The sequence below is a fragment of the Streptomyces sp. NPDC041122 genome, from assembly GCF_055592445.1.
This window is the reverse complement of record NZ_JBVIYQ010000007.1, coordinates 285,663-305,705: the sequence shown is the minus strand read 5'-3', so window position 1 is coordinate 305,705 and position 20,043 is coordinate 285,663. Positions and strand designations below refer to the sequence as shown.

At 72.5% G+C, this 20,043-nt stretch carries 15 protein-coding genes and 1 pseudogene; 4 read left to right on the top strand and 12 right to left on the bottom strand.

Annotated features, from left to right (window positions below; translation table 11 throughout):
* The first annotated feature begins 20 nt into the window (after positions 1 to 20).
* Positions 21 to 740 (top strand): membrane protein YczE, encoded by a 720-nt coding sequence (yczE, locus tag ACZ6B8_RS25645; protein ID WP_471071271.1) that lies wholly within the window; start codon positions 21 to 23, stop codon positions 738 to 740.
* Here yczE and aroQ read toward each other — a convergent pair.
* Together aroQ and ACZ6B8_RS25635 are read right to left on the bottom strand one after the other, a co-directional pair.
* Positions 723 to 1,346, bottom strand: a complete 624-nt coding sequence (gene aroQ, locus ACZ6B8_RS25640; RefSeq protein ID WP_471608787.1) for a gamma subclass chorismate mutase AroQ — start codon at positions 1,344 to 1,346, stop codon at positions 723 to 725. The two genes, yczE and aroQ, sit on opposite strands and share 18 nt — an antisense overlap.
* 137 nt (positions 1,347 to 1,483) lie before the next feature.
* Complete coding sequence (locus ACZ6B8_RS25635; RefSeq protein WP_471608786.1) at positions 1,484 to 2,329, bottom strand: alpha/beta fold hydrolase; 846 nt, start codon at positions 2,327 to 2,329, stop codon at positions 1,484 to 1,486.
* 210 nt (positions 2,330 to 2,539) lie between these two features.
* Between ACZ6B8_RS25635 and paaK the strand changes: the two genes are divergently transcribed.
* On the top strand, positions 2,540 to 3,838 hold the full coding sequence (paaK, locus tag ACZ6B8_RS25630; RefSeq protein ID WP_471608920.1) for a phenylacetate--CoA ligase PaaK: 1,299 nt from the start codon (positions 2,540 to 2,542) through the stop codon (positions 3,836 to 3,838).
* A gap of 76 nt (positions 3,839 to 3,914) precedes the next feature.
* Here paaK and ACZ6B8_RS25625 read toward each other — a convergent pair whose 3' ends face one another.
* The gene (locus ACZ6B8_RS25625; protein ID WP_471071283.1) at positions 3,915 to 4,586 is read right to left on the bottom strand and encodes an anti-sigma factor antagonist; all 672 of its coding nucleotides are present in this window, start codon (positions 4,584 to 4,586) and stop codon (positions 3,915 to 3,917) included.
* A 272-nt stretch (positions 4,587 to 4,858) separates the two neighbouring features.
* Between ACZ6B8_RS25625 and ACZ6B8_RS25620 the strand changes: the two genes are divergently transcribed.
* Positions 4,859 to 5,245, top strand: a complete 387-nt coding sequence (locus ACZ6B8_RS25620; RefSeq protein ID WP_471608785.1) for a helix-turn-helix transcriptional regulator — start codon at positions 4,859 to 4,861, stop codon at positions 5,243 to 5,245.
* 77 nt (positions 5,246 to 5,322) lie between these two features.
* Here the strand turns inward: ACZ6B8_RS25620 and ACZ6B8_RS25615 are convergent, their stop codons facing one another.
* Positions 5,323 to 6,840, bottom strand: a complete 1,518-nt coding sequence (locus tag ACZ6B8_RS25615) for an acyl-CoA synthetase (RefSeq protein ID WP_471608784.1) — start codon at positions 6,838 to 6,840, stop codon at positions 5,323 to 5,325.
* Positions 6,841 to 6,990: 150 nt separating this feature from the next.
* Between ACZ6B8_RS25615 and ACZ6B8_RS25610 the strand changes: the two genes are divergently transcribed.
* Positions 6,991 to 9,399: a penicillin acylase family protein gene (locus tag ACZ6B8_RS25610; RefSeq protein ID WP_471608783.1), complete on the top strand. Its 2,409-nt coding sequence runs from the start codon at positions 6,991 to 6,993 to the stop codon at positions 9,397 to 9,399.
* A 78-nt stretch (positions 9,400 to 9,477) separates the two neighbouring features.
* Here ACZ6B8_RS25610 and ACZ6B8_RS25605 read toward each other — a convergent pair whose 3' ends face one another.
* The 8 genes and pseudogenes from ACZ6B8_RS25605 to ACZ6B8_RS25570 form a co-directional block, all read right to left on the bottom strand.
* Positions 9,478 to 11,028: an acyl-CoA synthetase gene (locus tag ACZ6B8_RS25605; protein ID WP_471608782.1), complete on the bottom strand. Its 1,551-nt coding sequence runs from the start codon at positions 11,026 to 11,028 to the stop codon at positions 9,478 to 9,480.
* Positions 11,025 to 12,152: an NAD(P)H-dependent flavin oxidoreductase gene (locus tag ACZ6B8_RS25600; protein WP_471608781.1), complete on the bottom strand. Its 1,128-nt coding sequence runs from the start codon at positions 12,150 to 12,152 to the stop codon at positions 11,025 to 11,027. Before ACZ6B8_RS25600 ends, ACZ6B8_RS25605 begins: the two co-directional genes overlap by 4 nt.
* 134 nt (positions 12,153 to 12,286) lie before the next feature.
* Positions 12,287 to 13,861, bottom strand: coding sequence for a phytoene desaturase family protein (locus tag ACZ6B8_RS25595; RefSeq protein ID WP_471608780.1), 1,575 nt, complete (start codon positions 13,859 to 13,861; stop codon positions 12,287 to 12,289).
* 378 nt (positions 13,862 to 14,239) lie between these two features.
* Positions 14,240 to 16,477, bottom strand: coding sequence for a serine/threonine-protein kinase (locus ACZ6B8_RS25590; protein ID WP_471608779.1), 2,238 nt, complete (start codon positions 16,475 to 16,477; stop codon positions 14,240 to 14,242).
* Positions 16,459 to 17,402 (bottom strand): annotated as a pseudogene (locus tag ACZ6B8_RS25585) (oxygenase MpaB family protein). The gene ACZ6B8_RS25590 and the pseudogene ACZ6B8_RS25585 overlap by 19 nt, the downstream one beginning before the upstream one ends.
* A 164-nt stretch (positions 17,403 to 17,566) precedes the next feature.
* Complete coding sequence (locus ACZ6B8_RS25580; RefSeq protein ID WP_471071309.1) at positions 17,567 to 18,304, bottom strand: hypothetical protein; 738 nt, start codon at positions 18,302 to 18,304, stop codon at positions 17,567 to 17,569.
* A gap of 11 nt (positions 18,305 to 18,315) precedes the next feature.
* Positions 18,316 to 18,570, bottom strand: a complete 255-nt coding sequence (locus ACZ6B8_RS25575) for a hypothetical protein (protein WP_471071312.1) — start codon at positions 18,568 to 18,570, stop codon at positions 18,316 to 18,318.
* A gap of 89 nt (positions 18,571 to 18,659) precedes the next feature.
* Entirely contained in the window at positions 18,660 to 19,859 is a 1,200-nt protein-coding gene (locus tag ACZ6B8_RS25570) for an acyl-CoA dehydrogenase family protein (protein WP_471608778.1), read from the bottom strand.
* Between the last annotated feature and the right edge of the window lie 184 nt (positions 19,860 to 20,043).

Below are 20,043 nucleotides of genomic sequence, written 5' to 3'. Positions count from 1 at the left end.
CACTCTACAGAGTGGCCGCAATGGCTCCGAAGACCCGCGGCTTCCCCCGCAGTCCTCGGAGCACGCACCCGCTCACCCGGCACGGAGGCCAGAACATGCGGCAGGACATCTCGTACGTCCCCTTCCACGAGCGGCCCCTGAGACGTCTGCCCCAGCTCCTGCTCGGCCTCGCCCTCTACGGCTTCAGCCTCTCGATGCTGGTCCGGGCGGCGCTCGGCGTGAACCCGTGGAGTGTGCTCTACGAAGGCCTGGAGCACCGCACGCCGCTCAGCTTCGGCACCATCAGCGCCGTGCTCGGCGTGCTCGTACTACTGCTGTGGATCCCGCTGAAGCAGCGGCCGACGTTCGGGACCTTCGCCAACATCGCCGTCCTGGCCGTCTCTTCCGACCTCGGCCTGCTCGTCCTCCCCGCAGGCTTGGGCCTGCCCGCCCGGATCGGGCTGCTCGCGGGCGGGGTGGTCCTCAACGGCCTCTCCGTCGCCGTCTACGTCGGCGCGCGCTTCGGGCCCGGCCCCCGGGACGGGCTGATGACGGGTACGGCCGCCCTGACCGGCCACTCACTGCGGCGGGTCCGCACCGTCATCGAGCTCACCGTGCTCGCGGCCGGCTGGCTGCTCGGCGGGACGGTGGGCGCCGGCACCGTGCTGTACGCCGTCGCGGTCGGCACCGTCACCCAGTACTTCCTGCCGTGGGCCGCCTACCCCCGCGACGCACCGCGTGTGTCAGTCCGCGCAGACTGACCGCAGCGCCCGCCCCAGGGCGGCGGAGTGCAGGCCGTCGAGCCGGTCCTCGTGCCGCCCGCGCACGGCCGCGACGGTCAGGACACCGCCGCAGTACGGTGCCGTCCGCGCCTCGGGCGACAGGGCGATGCCCCGTACCAGTTCGGCGTTGACGCGGTTGATCTCCTCGCGGACCTCGTCGAGGTCGGGCCGCTCCTTCGGGGCCTGGGAGGGGTCGGCGTCCCAGCGGCGGAACAGCCCTCGCTGGACCACCTTGTTGGCCTCGATCTGGTCGCGGAAGATCCGCACGGTCGCCTCGGGGTCGGCGCCCGCCTCCTCCGCCTGCCGGGCCACCGCCTCCAGGACCTGGCGCTCGCGGGCCGGGTCGTCGATGGGGCTGTCCGTGCCGTACTTGGCGGCGGCGACCAGGTCGGCGGTGGCCAGCCGCCGCGCGGACAGGCCGGCCAGCGCGTGCAGCCGGGCATACGAACTCGCGGGCGCGGCGGAGGCGGCGGGCCGGGTGGGTTGCGCGGGCGCCGCCACGGCTGCCTTGCCGCCGCCCGCGAGCAGGACGGCGGCCAGCGTGCCGGCGGTGACGAGGCGGCGGGTGTCGGCGGCGAGGCGCACGGCGGTTCCCCCTGAGGGTCGGTGACGGCGGTCCGGCGACCGCGCACGGTCGCCGGTCATCGTACGAGCCGGAGTTCCGTCCCGCCGTACACCCCGCCACACTTCGGCCCGAGGAATCCCAGCGCCGTGTCGGTCCGTCAGTGCTGTGCGAGGAATCCTTCGACCCGTCGCACGAACCACTCCGGGTCGTCGAGCCACGGGAAGTGCCCGCCGCCCGGCTGCACTTGGCACACGCCGCCCGGGAAGAGCGCGGCGAGCTCCTCGGCGCGGGCGGGGCTCGGGCCACCGTCGAAGCCGCCCGCCAGGACGAGCACCGGGGCCGTCAGCTCCGCGAGCGCGGCCCGGGTCGCGGGCGGGTCGAAGGTCGCCTCGCCGTAGTACGCCATGGAGGCCTCCGCGTTCTTCTGCGCCGCGCTCTGCGCCCGGTGGGCTTGCGCCTGCTCGTCCCAACGGCCGTATGTGAGCGGGGCGATGACGTCCCAGCCCGCGCTCGGGGCGCCGTTCGCCGCTATCTCGCGCAGCGCCGTCTCGACCGCCGGATACCAGGGCTCGCCCTTGCGCAGCGCGGCCGCTCCCATCCGGTCCTCGACGGTCACGACGCCGCCCACCGCGAAGGTCGCGGGGGTCACGAGGACGAGGGTGCGGATCCGCTTCGGGTGGCGGGCCGCGTACAGCGTGGCGAGGTCACCGCCGGCGGAGTGGCCGAGCACGTCGACCCGGCCGAGCCCGAGGTGCTCGCGCAGCGCCTCGATGTCGTCGACGAGCCGCTCACAGCGGTACGTCGCCGGGTCCTTCGGCACCGCGGAGTCGCCCGTGCCGCGCAGGTCGAGCAGGATCAGCTTGCGGCGCGCGGCGAGTCCGCCGAGGTCGCCGAGGTAGACGGAGGCGCGCATGGGGCCGCCCGGCACACACAGCAGCGGCTCGCCCTCCCCCTTCTCGTGGTAGGCGAGCTCCGTCCCGTCGTACGCGCTGAATGTCGGCATGCGGGTGATCATCACATCCCGGGGCCCGCCCGGGCAATGCCGGACGTATCTGGCCCATGACGGTGGCCCATGCCCCTGCGCCCCAGCTCAAAGCAGCCGCGCCCGATCTCTTGACGCCTACTGCCGGGCCTGGATTACTGAGCTGCACAGAAGATCGACGACCGAATGATCGGTCGCCCGTTCGGGACGGGAGCACTCGTTATGACGCGTATGCCGCTACTGCTCGACGCGGCGGAACGGCTCGGCCCGCGCGAGCTCGGGGCCCTGCAGCTGGAACGGCTCCAGGACACCCTGCTGCACGCGTACGAGAACGTCCCGTTCTACCGGGCGTCCTTCGACAAGGCGGGGCTGCACCCCGACGACTGCCGCGGCCTCGCCGACCTCGCGCGGTTCCCGTTCACCACCAAGGACGACCTGCGGGCCAACTACCCCTTCGGGATGTTCGCGGTCGAGCAGTCGGAGGTGCGCCGGCTGCATGCCTCCAGTGGAACGACCGGGCTGCCGACGCTCGTCGGCTACACCGAGCAGGACCTGTCCATGTGGGCGGACGTGGTCGCGCGCTCGATCCGCGCGGCGGGCGGCAGGCCCGGCGACAAGGTCCATGTGGCGTACGGGTACGGCCTGTTCACCGGCGGCCTCGGCGCGCACTACGGGGCCGAGCGGCTGGGCTGCACGGTGATCCCGGCCTCCGGCGGCATGACGGCGCGTCAGGTGCGGCTGATCCAGGACCTGCGCCCCGAGATCATCATGGTGACCCCGTCGTACATGCTCACCCTCCTCGAGGAGTTCGAGCGGCAGGGCATCGATCCGCGTACGACGTCCCTGCGCGTCGGCATCTTCGGCGCGGAGCCGTGGACGGAGGAGATGCGGCGGGAGATCGAGGAGCGCTTCGCGATCGACGCCGTGGACATCTACGGCCTCTCCGAGGTGATCGGCCCCGGCGTGGCGCAGGAGTGCGTGGAGACCAAGGACGGGCTGCACATCTGGGAGGACCACTTCTACCCGGAGGTCGTGGACCCCGTCACGGGCGAGCCGCTGCCGGACGGCGAGCGCGGCGAGCTGGTGTTCACCGCGCTCACGAAGGAGGCCATGCCCGTCATCCGTTACCGGACACGGGACCTGACCCGGCTCCTGCCCGGTACGGCGCGGATCTTCCGGCGGATGGAGAAGGTGACGGGCCGCAGCGACGACATGGTGATCCTGCGCGGGGTCAATCTCTTCCCCACGCAGATCGAGGAGATCGTGCTGCGCACCCCGGGCATCGCCCCGCACTTCCAGCTGCGCCTGACGCGGGAGGGCCGGATGGACGCCCTGACGGTGCAGGCCGAGGCCCGCGCGGACACTCCGACGGCGCGGCGCGAGAGCGCGGCCCGGGAGATCGCGGCGGCGGTGAAGGACGGCATCGGCGTCTCGGTGGGCGTGGAGATCGTCGATCCGGAGACGCTGGAGCGGTCGGTGGGCAAGTTCAAGCGCATCGTGGATCAGCGCGAGAGGGACGGCCGGGGCTGACGGGGCGACGGCCTGGGTCGACGTCGCCGGGGGCGGGTGAGGCGTGCGGCCAGGAGTGCCCTGGTGGGGCGGTGCGTCAGGCGATGCTGTCGGGCGGCGGGCCCGGGTCGACCGCGGTGACGACGAGATCGGGCCGCGGTGTCGTCGCCGGGCTGGAGCGCGCCGCGTTCGACTTGGCGACCGCGGACTCCAGTTGCTTGCGGACGGCGGCGGGCAGGGCGCAGCCCTGGACGGTCGCCACGACGTCCCCGGCGAGCACGTGCAGTTTGATGTTGGTGTTCTGCGAGGCGGTGACCAGGACGTCCCAGGCCGCTTCCGGGCTCAGGTTGAAGGAGGACATCAGGATGCCGCGGGCCAGGTCGATGGCGGGCCGGGTCTGCATGGCGCGCCGCAACTGGGTCACCACGCTCCGCAGATCCTGCTCGGCGTCGTCCGCGGCCGTTCCGTGGACGACCGGGCATGCCGCATCCGGGCCGCCCGTCTGCCCGGCGGGCGTGAACAGGTGGCGGGTGCCGGTGAGCTCGAAGACGCGCTCCATCGCGGGACTGTTCCTGGCGATGAGGACCGTCTTGCCCTGCTCCATGGCCTGCTGGCGGAGGCCGAGCAGGAGATTGAGGCCGGAGCAGTCGCAGAAGTCCACCTCGCGCAGGTCCACGTCGACACCCTCGGCGGCGCGACTCAGGGCGCCGTACAGCTCGGACCGGAGCCGCTGGGCGGCATCGAGGTCGAGCTCGCCCCGCACGGCCACGGCTACCCGGCCCGCCTCCGGTGCGGGGCGCGCCGACGGGCGGGGCGACGGCGAAACCGGAGGTGCCGGAAGCGGAACCCGGGTACGGCTGTCACCACTGCCCTCCCCCACGAGGGGTTCACAACAGAACGCGGGCTCCGGCATGGCCTCTTCCTCTCCTCATCGCCTACCGCCGGTCCTAGGCTGCCCTCCACCCCGCACACACGTCAACTAATACCTGAAATCCAGTACGTGTTTTTGAAACCGTGTATAACTCGTCATAGAGTTGGCCTATGGATGGAGTGCCCGAGTCACACACCGGATGGACGTTTCTCACCAATCACGCGCGCGTACTGGCGGCCATCGCCGACGATCACAGCGCCCGTATCCGTGACATCGCCGCGCATTGCCGGCTCACGGAACGCGCCGTTCAGAAGATCATCGCCGACCTGGAGCAGGACGGATACCTCTCCCACACCAAGGAGGGGCGCTCCAACACGTACGCGATCGACCCCAGCAAGGTGCTGCGCCACCCCGCCGAGTCCGGGCTGGCCGTCGCCTCGCTGCTCTCCCTGCTGGCCCGGGACGAGGCCGACCGCACCGGGCCGTCCGAGAGCGGCACATCTGCCGAAGGCGGCGCGTCCGCCGAGAGCGGTGGGCGTCATCACGCCAGCGCCTGACCGTACGACGGGCAAGGGCCGGCGCCGCGCGCCGGCGCCCGCCGTACGCGCCTCGGGGAAGCGGCCCATCCGCATGGTCAGTCGGTGCGGAAACGGTCCCGCAGTTCCCTCTTGAGGATCTTGCCGCTGGCGTTGCGCGGCAGTTCGTCGACGAACAGGACCCGTTTCGGAGCCTTGAAGTGGGCGAGCCTGTCCCGAGCGTGCGCGATGAGGCCGGCCTCCGTGAGCTCCTTGTCGCCGCGTACGACGACGGCGGTCACCGCCTCGATCCAGCGCTCGTCCGGGAGGCCGATCACCGCGGCCTCCGCGACGCCCGGATGCGTGTAGAGCGCGTCCTCGACCTGCCGCGAGGCGACGAGGACTCCCCCGGAGTTGATGACGTCCTTGACCCGGTCGACGACCGTGAAGTACCCCTCGGCGTCGCGCACCGCGAGGTCCCCGGAGTGGAACCAGCCGTCGCGGAACGCCTCCGCGGTCTCCTCCGGCTTGTCCCAGTAGCCGTCGCACAACTGCGGCGAGCGGTAGACGACTTCACCCGCGGTGCCGTCCGGCACCTCGCGTCCGTCCTCGTCGACGACACGGGCCTCGACGAAGAGCACCGGCCGCCCGCAGGAGTCCATCCGCCCCTGGTGCTCGTCCGGCCCGAGGACGGTGGCGAGCGGTCCGATCTCGCTCTGCCCGAAGCAGTTGTAGAAGGCGAGCCCGGGCAGCGCGGCGCGCAACCGCTCCAGGACCGGCACCGGCATGATCGACGCCCCGTAGTAGGCCTTGCGCAGCGCCCTCAGGTCGCGTCGGGCGAAGCCTGGATGGTGGGCGAGGCCGATCCACACCGTCGGCGGCGCGAACAGGCTGTCCGCCCGCCCAGCTTCCACCAGGTCGAAGATCCGTTCCGGGTCGGGCCCGTCGAGGAGGGTGTTCTCGGCGCCGACCGCGAGGTACGGCATGAGGAAGACGTGCAGCTGCGCCGAGTGGTAGAGCGGCAGCGAGTGGACGGGCCGGTCGGTCTCCTTGAGGTCCAGGGCCGTGATCGCGCTGGCGTACTCGTGGAGCAGGGCGCGGTGCGACATCTTCGCGCCCTTCGGCAGCGCCGTGGTGCCGGACGTGTAGAGCAGCTGGACGAGCCCGTCACCGCCGTCCGCACCCGGGAAGAACTCCGCCCCGCCGTCCCCCTGTCGGCGGCGGACGCGGTCGAGGAGCGAGTCCGCGGTGTCGCGCAGCGGCAGCACCCGGGAAAGGCCACTCAGCCGGTCCCGCAGGTGCGGATCGGCCAGGACGGTGGCGCTGCCCGACTGTTCGACGATGTACCTCAGGTCCTCGCCCGTGAGGCCGTGGTTGATCGGCACATGGACGAGGCCCGCCCGGGAGCAGGCCAGGAAGCCGATCACGTAGGCGTCGGAGTTGTGTCCGTAGGCCCCGACGCGGTCACCGCGGCGCAGCCCCTCCTCCGCGAGCACTCCGGCCGCCGCGGTCACCGCGTCGTCGAGCTCGGCGTACGTCCACGCGCGCTCCTGATGGCGCAGCGCCACCCGCCGCGGTGTCCGGCGCGCGCTACGCGCGAGGATGTCGTCGACTCTGCTGCCACCCGCACCCGTCATGGCGTGATCCTGTGGCCCCCGCGCCCCGCGGTCAAGGGACCGTGAACGGATGGACCCGGGAAGGGCGGCCGGACCGGCCGACGGGCGGGCAAATGACCGACCGCTTGGTACGCTCAACCGCTCCTTCCCTGAACCCAGTTGGGAGGCACGATGCGCATCCGCACGAGACGCACGGCGGCGGTGGGGATCACCCTGCTGACGGCGGTGGCCCTGCTCCCGTCGTCCGGCGCGGGAGCCGCGCCCCGGGACGCCCGCCCCTCCGACGGCGGCCTGCACGCCACCGTCCGCTACACCGAGTACGGCATTCCGCACATCCTCGCCGAGGACTACGAGAACCTCGGCTTCGGCACCGGCTGGGCCCAGGCAGCCGACCAGATCTGCACCCTCGCCGACGGCTATCTGACCGTCCGCGGTGAGCGTTCGCGCCACTTCGGCCCCGACTCCTCCCCCGGCGGCGCGCTGTCGTCCGCGGCCACGAACCTCAGCAGCGACCTGTACTTCCGCGGCGTGCGCGAGGCCGGGACCGTCGAGAAGCTCCTGGACCAGCCCGCGCCGGCCGGTCCCGGCCGGCGCACCAAGGACCTCATGCGGGGCTTCGCCGCGGGCTACAACGCGTGGCTGAAGCAGAACCGCGTCACCGACCCGGCCTGCGCCAAGGCCGACTGGGTGCGGCCGATCACCGCGCTCGACGTGGCCCGGCAGGGCTTCGCGGTGCAGGTGCTCGGCGGTCAGGGCCGCGGCATCGACGGCATCACGGCCGCCGCGCCACCGGCGACCGCGACCGATGACCGCACGCCCGATCCGCGCCGCACGGCGAGGGCCGCCCGCGAGTTGTTCTCCGCGCAGAACGCCGACATGGGCTCCAACGCCGTCGCGTTCAGCGGCAGGACCACCGCCGACGGCCGGGGGCTGCTGCTCGGCAACCCGCACTACCCCTGGCAGGGCGGGCGCCGCTTCTGGCAGTCGCAGCAGACCATTCCGGGTGAACTGAACGTGTCGGGTGGCTCGTTGCTCGGCACGAGCGTGGTCAACATCGGCTTCAACGGCGATGTGGCGTGGAGCCACACGGTCGCGACGGGCGTCACCCTCAACCTCCACCAGCTCACGCTGGACCCGGCCGACCCGACCACGTATCTGGTGGACGGCGAGCGGCGGAAGATGACGAAACGCACGGTCACGGTGCCGGTCAAGGACGGCGCACCGGTGACGCGTACCCAGTGGTGGACCCGGTACGGTCCCGTCGTCACCGGCCTCGGCCCTCAGCTGCCGCTGCCCTGGTCCTCGACCACGGCCTACGCGCTCAACGACCCCAACGCCGCGAACCTGCGCGGCAGCGACACCGATCTCGGCTTCGGCAAAGCGCGTTCGACCGCCGACGTCCTCAAGGCCCTGCGCACCACTCAGGGGTTGCCCTGGGTGAACACCGTCGCCGCCGACCGCCGCGGCCACTCGCTGCTCAGCCAGTCCCAGGTGCTCCCCCGGATCACCGACGACCTGGCGGGGCGCTGCAGCACCGCGCTCGGCAAGGTCACCTACCCGGCCTCGGGCGTCGCCGTCCTCGACGGCTCGCGCGGCGCGTGCGCGCTCGGCTCCGACAAGGACGCGGTGCAGCCCGGCATCTTCGGCCCGTCGAGGATGCCGACCCTCAAGGACGCCCCGTACGCGGAGAACTCCAACGACAGCGCCTGGCTGACCAACGCCGACAAGCCGCTCACCGGTTACGAACGGATCTTCGGCACGGTCGGCACCCAGCGGTCGATGCGCACCCGCGGCGCCATCGAGGACGTGTCGGCGATGGCGGCGAAAGGCGGCCTCACGGTCCGGGATCTGCAACGCCAACAGTTCGCGAACCGGGTGCCGGCCGCGGACCTCGCGGCCGACGACGCGGCGAAGGCCTGTGCGGCCCTGCCGGGCGGCGCCGCGACGGGCAGTGACGGCAAGGCAGTCGACGTGTCGGGCGCGTGCGGGGCGCTGGCCCGCTGGGACCACCGGATGGACACCGGCAGCCGCGGCGCGCTGCTCTTCGACCGTTTCTGGCGGAAGTTGACGGCGGCCGTGCCGAACGCGCGGCTCTGGAAGGTGCCGTTCTCGGCGGCCGATCCGGTGCGCACGCCGAACACCCTCGACACCGCACTGCCCGGCTTCCAGACCGCGCTGGCCGACGCGGTGACGGAGCTGACCGCGGCGGACATCGCCCTGGACGCGCCGCTGCGGGAGAACCAGTACGTGGTGCGGAGCGGCGAGCGCATCCCGGTCTCCGGCGGTACGGAGTCCCTCGGCGTCTGGAACAAGGTCGAGGCCGAGTGGGATCCCGCGCGCGGTTACACCGAGGTCGTGCACGGGTCGAGCCACATCCAGGCGGTCGGGTGGAACGACGGCCGCTGCCCCGAGGCCCGCACGCTCCTGTCGTACTCACAGTCCTCCAACCCCCGCTCGCCGCACTACAGCGACCAGACGAAGCTGTACGCGAAGGAGCGCTGGGTGACCTCGCGCTTCTGCGAGAAGGACATTCTCGGCGACCCGGCCCTGAAGGTGGTGCGGGTACGCGAACGCCGTTGAGGCGGCGGGTACTTCGGGTGGTGGTACGGGCGAACTCCTTGCCCGTACCACCACCTCGGGATCGGTCTTGACGCCCCGTCACACGGCGCGCTCGCGGCCCTCCCAGTACGGCTCGCGCAGCCGCCGCTTGTACAGCTTGCCGTTGGGGTCGCGGGGCATCGCCTCGATGAAGTCGACGGTCTTCGGCCGCTTGTAGCCGGCGAGCCGCTGCTCGCAGTGGGCGAGGATCTCGGCGGCGAGCACGTCGTCGGCCGCACGGCCCTCGACCACCTCGACGACGGCCTTGACCTCCTCGCCCCAGTCGTCGTGCGGGATCCCGAACGCGGCCGCGTCGGCGACCGCGGGGTGGGTGAGCAGCGCGGACTCGATCTCGGCGGGGTAGATGTTCACCCCGCCCGAGATGATCATGTCGATCTTGCGGTCGCGCAGGAAGAGGTAGCCGTCCTCGTCGAGCAGCCCGAGGTCGCCGACGGTGAAGAAGTCGCCGATGCGGTTCTTCTTCGTCTTCGACTCGTCCTTGTGGTACGAGAAGCCGCCGGTGGACATCTTCATGTAGACGGTGCCGAGTTCGCCGGGCGGGAGGCGTTCGCCGTCGTCGTCGAAGATGGCCAACTCGCTGATGGGCCAGGCCTTTCCGACCGTCCCGGGCTTCTTCAGCCAGTCCTGCGCGGTGGCGAAGGCGCCGCCGCCCTCGCTGGCCGCGTAGTACTCCTCGACGCACTCGCCCCACCACTCGATCATGGCGCGCTTCACGTGGTCGGGGCAGGGAGCCGCGCCGTGGATGGCGTGCCGCATGGAGGACACGTCGTACGCGGCCCTCGTGGCGTCCGGCAGCGCCAGCAGCCGGTGGAACTGGGTGGGCACCATGTGGGTGTGCGTGCACTTGTGCGCGTCGATGAGGCGCAGCATCTCCTCGGGTGTCCACTTGTCCATGAGGACCAGTGGGTGGCCGATGTGCAGGGCGGCGCCCGCGAACTGCAGGACGGCGGTGTGGTAGAGCGGTGAACACACCAGGTGGACGTTGCCGTCGAAGGGTTTGATGCCGAAGATGCCGAGGAAGCCGCCCAGGTAGGACTCCTCGGGAAGCTTGCCGGAGAGCGGGCGCCGGATGCCGCGCGGGCGGCCGGTGGTGCCCGAGGTGTAGTTCATGACCCAGCCGAGGGTGCGCTCGGCGGGCACCGACTCCAGCTGCCCGTCCAGGAGTTGGGCGTAGGGGCGGAAGCCGGGCACGTCTCCGACGGCATGGCGGTGGCTCGCCGGGAGGCCCGCCTCGTCGGCCGCCGCCACCGCGGCGTCCGCGAACCTCTCGTGGGCGATCAGGACCTTCGCGCCGGAGTCGGCGACGATCCAGGCGATCTCCGGGCCGACCAGGTGGTGGTTGACGGGGACGAGATAGAAGCCGGCCTGGGACGCGGCGAGGAAGGCGGTGAGGAACTCGACGCCGTTGGGCAGGACGACGGCGAACGCGTCGCCCCTTTCCAGTCCCGCGGCGCGCAGCCCGTGCACCAACTGGTTGACGACGCCGTGCAGTCGGCCCGCCGTCCACTCCTCGCCGTCGGGCGCCACGAGGACGGTCCTGCCGGGGTCGGCGACGGCCTGGGCCCAGAAGCCGTTGGGGGGTGTGCTCACGACTGACTTCCCCTTTCCGCGATGCGGATGACTCGGTCGACGGCCCGCTCGAAGCCGCGGGTCAGCTCGTCGAAGACCGCCTGGACGCTGCGTTCGCTGTTCATCCGGCCGACGATCTGGCCGACCGGGGTGCCGAGCAGCTCCCGCACCTCGTGCTTCTGGATGCGTGACACGGCCTCGGCGACCAGGAGTCCCTGCAGCGGCATCGGCAGCGTGCCGGGCCCCTGCGGGTCGTCCCAGGCATCGGTCCAGCGCGTGCGCAGCTGGCGGGCGGGTTTGCCGGTGAGGGCGCGGGAGCGGACCGTGTCCCCGGAGCCGGCGGCGAGCAGCTTCTCGGTGAGGGCGGGCGAGTGGAGGTCGGCCTCCGTGGTGGTGAGCCACAGGGAGCCGAGCCAGACGCCCTGCGCGCCGAGCGCGAGCGCGGCGGCGATCTGCTGGCCGCTGCCGATGCCCCCGGCGGCGAGCACGGGCAGCGGCGCCACCGCCTCGACGGCTTCGGGGGTGAGCACCATGGAGGCGATCTCGCCGGTGTGGCCGCCCGCCTCGTACCCCTGGGCCACCACGATGTCGATGCCCGCCTCGGCGTGTTTGCGCGCGTGGCGGGCGCTGCCGGCGAGGGCGGCGACCACGAGGTCGTGCTCGTGGGCGCGCCGGATGACGTCCGCCGGTGGCGAACCGAGCGCGTTGGCGAGGAGCTTGATCGGGTAGTCGAAGGCGACGTCGAGCTGGTTGCGGGCGACCTGCTCCATCCAGCCGGTGATGCGCCAGCCCGACGCCTCGCCCTCGTCGAGTCCGGGAACGCCGTGCTTGGCGAGGGTCTCCCTGACGAACTCCCGGTGCCCCTCGGGGATCATCGCCTCGATGTCGGCCTCGGTGAGCGGCTGCCCGTCCGCGGCCTCGACCTTCTTGGCGGGCATGACGACGTCCAGCCCGTAAGGCCTGCCGTCGACGTGCTCCTGCATCCAGTCGAGATCCCTGGCCAGCTCGTCGGGCGCGGTGTAGCGCACCGCACCGAGCACCCCGAACCCACCCGCCCGACTGATGGCGGCGGCCACCGCGGGGAAGGGCGTGAAGCCGAAGATGGCGTGCTCGATCCCCAGTTTCCTGCTCAACTCCGTCTGCATGGGCGCAGGATGCCGCAGTGGCGTGGCCGAGGGAAGAGATTTTCTGATGCAGTGTCAGCTTGATGCCGCCGCACGCTTCAGGCGCGCGTCACCTCACCGTCGTCCCCCACCTCCGAGAGGGGGCACGGCATCGGTCATGCGCCCATCGCCCCCATCCCGTCCCTCTCCATCACGGCCATCGCCGCGTTGTGCCCCGGAATGCCGCTGACGCCGCCTCCGCGTACCGCGCCCGCGCCGCAGAGCAGGACGTTCGCGTGGCCGGTCTCCACTCCCCAACGGCCCGTGCCCTCCTGGGCGTAGGGGAAGGCCAGGTCGCGGTGGAAGATGTTGCCGCCCGGGAGGCGCAGCTCGCGTTCCAGGTCGAGGGGGGTCTTCGCCTCGATGCAGGGGCGCCCCTCCGCGTCGAGGGCCAGGCAGTCGGCGATCGGTTCGGCGAGGTGGGCGTCGAGTTGGGCGAGGGTGGCGGTGAGGAGGTCGGCTCGAACTGCGTCGTTGTCGTGGGCGAAGAGGCGGGCGGGCGTGTGCAGGCCGAACAGGGTGAGGGTGTGGTGGCCGCTCTCGACGAGGTCGGGGGCGAGAATCGTCGGGTCGGTCAGGGAGTGGCAGTAGATCTCGGACGGCGGCGCGGCCGGCAGCCTGCCCGCGGAGGCCTGGGCGTAGGCGGCGGCCAGCGCCTCGTACCCCTCGGCGATGTGGAAGGTCCCGGCGAACGCCTCGTACGGGTCGACGGTCGTGTCGCGCAGCTTCGGCAGCCGCTTGAGCAGCATGTTGACCTTGAGCTGGGCGCCTTCGGCGGGCTCGGGCGGCTCGTCGCCGAGCAGCGCGGCGAGGGCCTGCGGCGAGGCGTTGACCAGGACGTGGCCGGCGGCCGCCGTGTGCACCCCGTCCTCCGTCGCGTACGTGACTTCGGCGCGCCGCCCGTCGGTCTCGATGCCCGTCACCTCGCACCCCGTGCGCAACACGGCGCCCGACGCCCGCGCGGAGTCGGCGATGGCGGCGGTGAGGGCGCCCATGCCGCCGACGGGCACGTTCCAGTCGCCGGTGCCGCCGCCGATGACGTGGTACAGGAAGCAGCGGTTCTGCCGCAGCGAAGGGTCGTGGGCGTCCGCGAACGTGCCGATGAGCGCGTCGGTGAGGACGACCCCGCGGACCAGGTCGTCCGCGAAGCGCTCCTCGATCGCGGCGCCGATCGGCTGCTCGAAGAGAGTCCGCCACGCGGTGTCGTCGTCGACCCGGGCACGCAGTTCCGCGCGTTCGGGCAGGGGTTCGGTGAGGGTGGGGAAAACGCGCCGGGCGACCTCGCCGGTCATCGCGTAGAACTCCCGCCAGGCGTCGTACTCGCGGTGCCCCCCGGTCAGCCGCTCGAAGGCCTGCCGGGTACGGGCCTCGCCCCCGCCGACGAGCAGGCCGGTGGCCTGGCCGGCTCGTTCGGCCGGGGTGTACGAGGAGACGGTGCGGGTGCGGACCCTGAAGTCCAGGTCGAGGTCCCGGACGATCTTCTTGGGGAGCAGGCTGACGAGGTACGAGTAGCGCGAGAGGCGCGCGTCCACCCCGGGAAAGGGCCTGCTGGAGACGGCGGCGCCACCGGTCCCGGCGAGCCGCTCGAGCAGCAGCACGGACCGCCCGGCGCGGGCGAGATAGGCGGCGGCGACAAGACCGTTGTGGCCCCCGCCGACGATGACGGCGTCGTACGCATCACGATCAGGCATGGCTCTTCCTAGCACGGAGGGCGCGGGCCCGTGGCCCTTCGCCGTCGGGACAGGCGTGGCGGTTCCACACCGGACCGCACCCGAGGTGGGTGCCCCAAGGCGGGGCGGCCCCGGGCGGCGATCTCCGGTCATCCGGTCCTCCGGCCGACCTGCCCTCCGCCCTTTCCGCCCGTCCGATCCCGTACGAACCCGTACGACCGGGCTACCGCTCACCTCCAACCGGCCAGCGGGACGGGCCGCTTGGGACCCGCGATGGCCAGTGGCAGCCGCTGCCTTGGCACTTGGGCCCGCGTACGCCGGTCACGAGCGCCGCATCAGCCGCCCCCTCCCGCCCCCTCGGCGGACCAAGTGAAAGGGGACACCCGCACCGCCGTGCGTTCAGTACCCGCCCGTGGCCCACCGCTGCCGGCGCACCGCCACGCTGCGGTAAAGGTCCACCGCCTCGGGGCCGCGGCCCAGTTGTTCCAGGCAGTGGGCCTCGTCGTTGCGGCTGGCGAGGGCGTCGGGGTGGTCGGCGCCGAGGACCTGCTCCCGGGCCGCCGCGACCCCGCGGTACTCGACGAGCGCGTCGGCCCAGCGGCCGAGCCAGCCGAGGCCGACGGCGACCTCGCGGCGGCTCACCAGCGTGTCGGGATGGTCGGGGCCGAGTACCCGCTCGCGGACGGCGCACACGTCGCGGGCCTCCGCCAGCGCCTCCTCCCAGCGGCCCTGGCGGCCCAGGTTCACGCCCAGCCCGTGCCGGGCCCGCAGCGTCTCCGGGTCGGCGGGGCCGTTCACGCGCGTGCGGTCGTCGATCAGGTCGCGGTACAGCTCGAGGGCCTCCGCGCTGCGGCCGAGCCTGCCGAGGCTGATGCCGACCTCGTAGCGGGCGGCGAGGGTGTCGGGATGGTCGGCGCCGAGCGCCCGTGTCCGTGCCTCGGCGACCTCGCGATAGGCCTCCAGCGCCTCGGGCCAGCGCCCCAACTGGCCGAGCGCATACGCCACTTCGTACCGCGTGACGAGCGTGTCGGGATGGGTCGGCCCGAGCACGCGGGCGCGGGCCGCGGCGACCTCCTCGGCCAGCCGGTGCGAGTCCTCCAGGCGGCCGAGGCGGCTCAGGTTGTACGCGAGGTTGTGGCGACAGCGCAGCGTGTCCGGATGGTCGGGCCCCGAGGTGCGCTCGCGGGCCGCCAGCACCGAGACGTACGCCTGGTGGGCGTCGAAGTGCCGGCCGAGCTGCCCCAGGACGAAGGCCATCTCCTGGCGGGCCGCGAGCGTCTCCGGGTGCTCGGCGCCGAGCACGTGCTCCCGGCCCCGCACGACGCGGCCGTACTCGCGCAGCGCGTCGGCGGCGCGGCCGGTGCGCGAGAGCGTGAAGCCCACCTCGTAGCGGCTGGCGAGCGTGTCGGGGTGGTCGGGGCCCAGCGCGTGCTCGCGCTCCGTGGCGACGGCGCGGTGCACCTCGCCCGCCTCGTCCCAGCGGCCGAGGCGCCCCAGGCTGAGCCCCGCGTTGTGCCGGCTGATGAGCGCGGCGACCACCTCCGGCGGCGGGGCGGGCCGTTCGGGCCCGCGCGGGGCCGCCTCGCGGCGCGCGTCGACGCGCGGGATCCACTCGCCGGTCAGGCCGGCCGCCGCTTCGGGCGGGGTGGCGCACAGCGCGGACGGGCCGCTCGCCTTGTGACCGGTGGTCATGCCGCGGGTCCACGAAGGCAGCTGGTCCTCGGCGGACGGCGGCAGCTCGGGGCGGCGGCGGGAGGCGGGTGCGGGGGGCGTGACGTACGGCGGCGTGCCGCGCCCCTCGGCGATGCGCCGGCCCAGCTCGTGGGCGTCGCGCGGCCGGTCGGCGGGTTCCTTGGCGAGCAGGTCGAGGACGATCCGGTCGAAGTAGTCCGGCAGTTCGTCACGGTGGGCGCGGGGCGGCTCGGGCTCGGTGTCGCGGTGCCCGACGAGCACGGACCAGGCGTCCTCCATGTCGAACGGTGGGGCCCCGGTGGCGATCTCGTAGAGCACGCAGCCGAGGGAGTAGAGGTCGCTGCGCTGGTCGACGGCGTCCCCGCCGATCTGCTCGGGCGACATGTAGTGCGGCGTGCCCATCGCGACGCCCGTGCCGGTCAGGCGCGAGCTGAAGCCGATGTCGGCGCCGAGGTGGGCGATGCCGAAGTCGCAGATCTTCACCGTGCCGTCCGCGAGCCGCATGATGTTCGCGGGCTTCAGATCCCGGTGCACGATGCCCTGTTCGTGGGTGTACGCGAGGGCCGCGGCGACCTGGCCGGCGATCTCCACGACGTCGGCGACCGGCAGGGGGCGCTGCTTGCTCTCCTCCAGGAGTTCACTGAGGTTGTGGCCGTCGAGGAGCTCCATCACCAGGTACGGCACGCCCTCGAACTCACCGAAGTCATGGACGACGGTGACCCCGGGGTGCTGCAGCGACGCCGCGACGCGAGCCTCGCGCCGGAACCGCTCGCGCAGCACGCGCGCGAAGGACTCGTCGTGCTGCAGTTCCATCGGTTTGAGGCATTTGACGGCGACCCGGCGGCCGAGCGACTCGTCGCGTGCCCGCCACACCTCGCCCATGCCGCCACGGCCGATCAGATCCAGGAGCCGGTAACGGCCCTGGATCAGCCTCGTGTCCGCCATCTCCCGCTGTCGCCCCCGTTGCTTCGCCGCGCCCTCCCCGGTTCGTCCAGTATGGCGTTCCGTCTGCGGAGTCCGTGCGGGGCCGGGCGGCTGCCCGGCCCGAGCCTGGCCATGGCCCGCAGGATGTGCTTGGGCGGAAGTTGCCAGCGTACGCGGGCGGGAATGCCGCGCAGGATGGTGCCCGTGAGGACCAGCCGACGGGTCACCGCGGCGGGCGGCGGGGCCGCCCTTCCATACAGCGCGTGGGCGTACGGCGGCAGCGAGCCGTACGCGAGGTTCGCCACGCGCCGCCAGAGCAGGGGCGTGCCGGGACGAGGAGCGGATGTGTGGGCGGGCGCTGCAGGAAGTCGTCGACGGCGCGGGCGTCGCCGCCGACGGCGAGCTCGGGCCGCACCTGCGCGAAGTAGGCGGCGAGCGCGGCCGTCGACGCGGGTACGTCGTCGGGGTCGAGGCCCACGAGCCGGGCGCTCTGCCGGTGCTCGTCGACGTAACGGTCGGCCTGCGCGTCGGTGAGACGGATCCCCGAGCGGCGTACGACGTGGAGGTAGGAGTCGATCTCCGCGCAGTGCACCCAGAGGAGCAGCTCGGGGTCGTCCACCCCGTAGCGCTCCCCCGTCTCCGGGTCGGTGGCCTTGAGCATCGTGTGGATCTTCCGCACCCGGGCGCCCGCCTTCTCGGCCACCTCGGTCGTGCCGTAGGTCGTCGTGCCCACGAAGCCGGCGGTCCGCATCAGCCGTCCCCAGGCATCCTTGCGGAATTCGGAGTTCTCCATCACGCCGCGGACCGCGCGGGGGTGCAGGGCCTGCAGGTAGAGGGCCCGGATGCCGGCGACCCACATCATGGGGTCGGAGTGGATCTGCCAGGTCACGGAGGCCGGTCCGAAGAGGCCGGGGTCCGGGTCGGGAGCGGGTGTGTGCTCGGGCATGACGAGGCCATCTCCTGACGCGCGGCGGTGCTCGGGGCAGGGCTTCAAGTGTGACGAGGTTTCCCCCTCGGTTCCAGGTCGCGGTCCGGTTCCAGGTCGTGGCCCGGTTCCAGGTCGCGGCCCACCTCCTGGGGCCGGGCCCGGACGGGGTTCCCGAGGATCGGCTACCCGCTGTCCCGCAGCCGCACGGCCGCCCGCCCCGACGCCGGATCGTGCTCCAGCACCACATAGCGGCCGAGCGCGGCGAGGGCGACGAGGCAGCCGCCCATCTCCAGCCCCTCCTCCACGATCGTGCCCAGCATGAGCACGGTCTGGTAACTGTGCTCGTTGGCCCAGCCGTTGAACGCCTCGGCGATCAGCGCGCCACCCAGGTACACGGCGAGCGCACCGAGCAGCCCGCGCCTGAGGGCACGCGGCAGCCCCCGCGCCCACAGCACGGCGCACACGGTGCCCACCGCCGCGAGGACCGCGCCCGGCAGGATCCAGGCGTGCGTGGGCAGCGAACCTCCGGCCCACCGCTTCCACGACCGGCCGACCTCGCCGAGGCGCTCGTGCAGCGAGACGGTCTCGTCGACGCTGAGCAGGGCGGTCGCGGCGGTGAGCCCCAGCCAGGACAGCCGCCCGGGCCGCGCCGCGTCCGAGCTGAGCAGGGCGGCCGTCAGCGCCATGCCCGCCACGGCCAGCAGCAGCGTGCTGTTCCACCAAGTGGGCAGGTTGGCCTCGACGTCCACGCTCACCAGACGGCGGATGCTGGGGATGGAGTCGTAGTGGTTGTACGCGCGGGTGGCGAGGTCGGCGACGAGCAACGACGCGGTGATACCGGCGGCGCACCATAAGACGCGGCGGGCCGGCGGTCTCGCGAGCCCGGTCGCACGTCGCTCACTCGTTGAGGATTCGGTCATGCGTACGAAGATTAGTGGTGCGGAGGGAGGCGGCGGCGACCGGGGCGGCGGACAGCACCGGGGACGGCGGCGCGCGGTGGACGCGATGCCGCCGCCCCCATCGCAGACGCGGAGGCGAGCGTGGCGTCCATCGAGCCGTCGGCGCCGACGACCATGACGGTGCCCGCGTACGGACCGCGGGCCGGCTCGTCGCGGCGGATCAGCTCGTACGCCGCGCACGGTGTACGGCCGGTGCAGCCGGGGCCGGGCGCCCCGTGTCCGACCACAGCCGGAACGGCCGCGGCCGGACCGCCATGACGCCCCTGTACCCGGCGCCGCCCCCGGTGGGTTTCCACCGGCCAGGTCACCGCGCCGCTCAGCGGCGGACTCTCGGCATCCCCAGCCCGATCCACGAGATGATCTCGCGCTGGATCTCGTTGTTCCCGCCGCCGAAGGTGAAGATCACGGCCGAGCGGTAGCCGCGTTCCAGCTCGCCGTGGAGGACCGCGCCCGCCGAGCCTTCCTTCAGGGCGCCGGCCGCGCCCACGATCTCCATGAGCCAGGCGTACGCGTCACGGCGCGCCTCGGAGCCGTAGACCTTGACGGCGGAGGCGTCCTGGGGGGTGAGGGTGCCTTCGTGGACGGCGTTCACCATCTGCCAGTTGAGGAGTTTCATCGCGTCGAGCTTGGTGTGGGTGCGCGCGAGGCACTGGCGGACCCAGCCGAGGTCGATGACGCGGCGGCCGTCGGCGAGCTTCGTGTCCATGGCCCAGCGCTGCACGTCGTGACAGGCGCGGATCGCCATGGTGCCGTGGGCGGCGAGGGTGACGCGTTCGTGGTTGAGCTGGTTGGTGATCAGGCGCCAGCCCTTGTTCTCCTCGCCCACGCGCCGGGACGCGGGGACGCGGACGTTCTCGTAGTAGCTGGCGGTGGTGTCGTGCGAGGCGAGGGTGTTGATGACGGTGCAGGAGTAGCCGGGGTCGCTCGTGGGGACCAGGAGCATGGTGATGCCCTTGTGCGGCGGCACGCCCTCTTCGGGCACAGTGGTGCGGACGGCGAGCCAGACCCAGTCGGCGGTGTCGCCGTTGGTGGTCCAGATCTTCTGCCCGTTGACGAGGTAGTGGCCGGTCTCCTCGTCGCCCTCCCGGACTGCCTTCGTCTTGAGGGACGCGAGGTCGGTTCCGGCGTCGGGCTCGCTGTAGCCGATGGCGAAGTCGAGTTCGCCGGAGAGGACGCGCGGCAGGAAGTACGCCTTCTGTTCGTCCGTACCGAACTCCATGATCGTCGGGCCGACGGTGTTCAGGGCCATCAGCGGCAGCGGGACCCCCGCCTGGGCCGCCTCGTCGAAGAAGATGAACTGCTCCATCGGCGTGAGCCCGCGCCCGCCGTACTCCTTGGGCCAGCCCACTCCGAGCCAGCCGTCCGACCCCAGACGCCGGATGGTCTCCCGGTAGAAGCGCTTCTGGGCGGCCGGTTCCCCGTACCGCGCGTAGGCGTTGTCGGGCACGAGCTCGGCGAAGTACGCACGCAGCTCGGTGCGCAACTGCTGCTGCTCGGGCGTGTATTCGAGGTGCACGGCCCCTCCAGGTCTCCTGGTGCTTGCGACCGCTGGCGCTTCCGGAGACCAGCTCCTGCCGGCCACCGGCTCGTCCGGCCGCCGTCTCGCCGGGCGGTCCCGGATCCGACGGCGCACACAGTAGAACCCGTTTCAGAAATAGGGAATGGCGGCGGCGTGCGGCCTTGAGAGGAGTACTCGGCCA

Bases quoted from the DNA above. Each gene is read 5' to 3' on its own strand.
- yczE (WP_471071271.1), top strand. From the start codon at position 21: ATGGCTCCGAAGACCCGCGGCTTCCCCCGCAGTCCTCGGAGCACGCAC.
- ACZ6B8_RS25635 (WP_471608786.1), bottom strand. From the start codon at position 2,329: ATGCCGACATTCAGCGCGTACGACGGGACGGAGCTCGCCTACCACGAG.
- paaK (WP_471608920.1), top strand. From the start codon at position 2,540: ATGCCGCTACTGCTCGACGCGGCGGAACGGCTCGGCCCGCGCGAGCTC.
- ACZ6B8_RS25620 (WP_471608785.1), top strand. From the start codon at position 4,859: ATGGATGGAGTGCCCGAGTCACACACCGGATGGACGTTTCTCACCAAT.
- ACZ6B8_RS25615 (WP_471608784.1), bottom strand. From the start codon at position 6,840: ATGACGGGTGCGGGTGGCAGCAGAGTCGACGACATCCTCGCGCGTAGC.
- ACZ6B8_RS25610 (WP_471608783.1), top strand. From the start codon at position 6,991: ATGCGCATCCGCACGAGACGCACGGCGGCGGTGGGGATCACCCTGCTG.
- ACZ6B8_RS25600 (WP_471608781.1), bottom strand. From the start codon at position 12,152: ATGCAGACGGAGTTGAGCAGGAAACTGGGGATCGAGCACGCCATCTTC.
- ACZ6B8_RS25595 (WP_471608780.1), bottom strand. From the start codon at position 13,861: ATGCCTGATCGTGATGCGTACGACGCCGTCATCGTCGGCGGGGGCCAC.
- ACZ6B8_RS25590 (WP_471608779.1), bottom strand. From the start codon at position 16,477: ATGGCGGACACGAGGCTGATCCAGGGCCGTTACCGGCTCCTGGATCTG.
- ACZ6B8_RS25580 (WP_471071309.1), bottom strand. From the start codon at position 18,304: ATGACCGAATCCTCAACGAGTGAGCGACGTGCGACCGGGCTCGCGAGA.